1 protein-coding gene and 1 pseudogene are annotated in these 1782 nt (G+C 72.5%); both read left to right on the top strand.

Annotation, left to right across the window (positions count from 1 at the left end; genetic code table 11):
- Positions 1–62: 62 nt before the first annotated feature.
- On the top strand, positions 63–1010 hold the full coding sequence (locus AB0J68_RS31880) for a LamG-like jellyroll fold domain-containing protein (RefSeq protein WP_355066519.1): 948 nt from the start codon (positions 63–65) through the stop codon (positions 1008–1010).
- A 37-nt stretch (positions 1011–1047) separates the two neighbouring features.
- Positions 1048–1782 (top strand): annotated as a pseudogene (locus AB0J68_RS31875) (hypothetical protein); the annotation flags it as partial.

Raw genomic sequence — 1782 nt, 5'->3', positions numbered from 1 at the left:
CGTAAGCGCTTACGTAAGCGCTTACGTAGCGGGCACCGGCGTGCCGCGAAACGAGGTGAACGATGTCCAGAGCCCGAATCGTCGCCGTCTCGCTCCTGGTGGTCGGCGTGCTGACCGGCGTCGGCGGGCCGCCGGCCCAGGCGGACCGCAGCACCGCGCACGACGTCCACCCGGCTCTGCGAGCGCACCTCGTCGCCGCGTACGACTTCGACCACCCGGTGCCGGGCGACCCGGCCCTGGAGCGTGACCAGGGCCGTTCCGGCACCGAGATCGAGCTGATCAACGGCGGTGCGGCGATGCGGGTGCCCGACCACGCCTACCGGGGCAGCGGCAACGCGGTGCAGACCCGGCAGGTCGACCCGGCGACCACCGGCAACGACGACTGGAAGGCCGGAACGTGGTCGGCCAGCGGGGTGCGGACGCTGCGCGCCTTCAGCGCCACCGGCGGCACCACCATCATGGGCTGGTTCAAGCTGAACATGGACAGCCCGGCGCTCAACTCCACCAACGCCGACCCGAACGACCGGTACAACGCGATAGGGCTGGCCGGCCTGCTCACCGGCGACTCCGACGGCCACGGCGTCCGGGCCCTGCTGGAGCTGATCGACGTGGACGGCGAACTGCGCCTCGTCGCGCTCGGCCGCCGCCTCGACGGTGGCAACTCGCAGACCTTCGCCGCGAATCGGGACTGGCGGGACCTGCTGCCGGTGGGGGAGTGGGTGCACCTCGCCGCCACCTTCGACTTCGGCACCGGCGCGCTGGCCCTCTATCGCAACGGCGAACCGGTCGACGGCTTCTACACCCGCACCGACGACCCGTGGCTCGTGTCGGGGCCCGGCCCGCACGTGACCACCGCCTCCGACCCCCGGGGCATCAAGATCGGCGGGAGCTTCCCGCAGGACACGCTGGAGCGCAACCCCTGCGACTGCCGCATGGACGGCCTGCTGTTCCTCGACAGCGTGGTCTCCGCGCGCGACGTGCGCAGGCAGTACGACCGCATGGCCCGCTGACCACCCTCGGCACCGTCCCACCGAGAAGGAGACACGCGTGCGCATCCTCCACCGCCGCCCCGGCCGCGTCCGCCGGTCCGCGCTGACGGCCGGCCTCACCGCCCTCGTGGTGGCGCTGTCCACCCTGGTCGCGGGCCCCGCCCGAGCCGCCGACGCGGTCTACGACCCGATCCCGGAGATGCCGGCCCAGTCCCGCCTCGGGCTGGTCCTGAGCGAGTACGCCCGCTTCCCGCAGTCGTACCCGACCCCCGCGCCGACGGACCAACGGCTCATGCGGACCGCCCGGATCAACACCATCATGGAGCTGCCCGACGGCTCCGGCCGGCGCGCGGTGCCCGACCTGAACGGCAACCTCTACCTGGTCGAGAACGGCGTGCCGCACGTCTACCTCGACGTGGCGGCGACGTTCGCGCCCCGGTTCTTCTCCGGCCGAGGGCTCGGCCAGGGCTTCGGCTACGTCGCCTTCCACCCCGAGTTCGGCGTCAACGGCCGGTTCTACACCATCCACACCGAGCTGGCGTCGGCGGCGACCACGCCACCGGACTACGCCCAGGCCGGCACGATCTACCACGGCGTCATCACCGAGTGGACGGCCACCGACCCGGCCGCCGACACCTTCGCCGGCACCCGCCGGGAGGTGCTGCGCATCGGCTTCGGCGGGCAGGTGCACGGCATCCAGGAGATCAACTTCAACCCGACGGCCAAGCGCCACGACCGCGACTACGGCCTGCTGTACCTCGCCGTCGGCGACGGCGGCCTGGGCGTCCGCAAC

Source organism: Micromonospora sp. NPDC049580, from assembly GCF_040675595.1.
Taxonomy (GTDB): Bacteria; Actinomycetota; Actinomycetes; order Mycobacteriales; family Micromonosporaceae; genus Micromonospora.
Note: the sequence above shows the minus strand (reverse complement) of the source record. Positions and strands in the feature narration are given on the sequence as shown.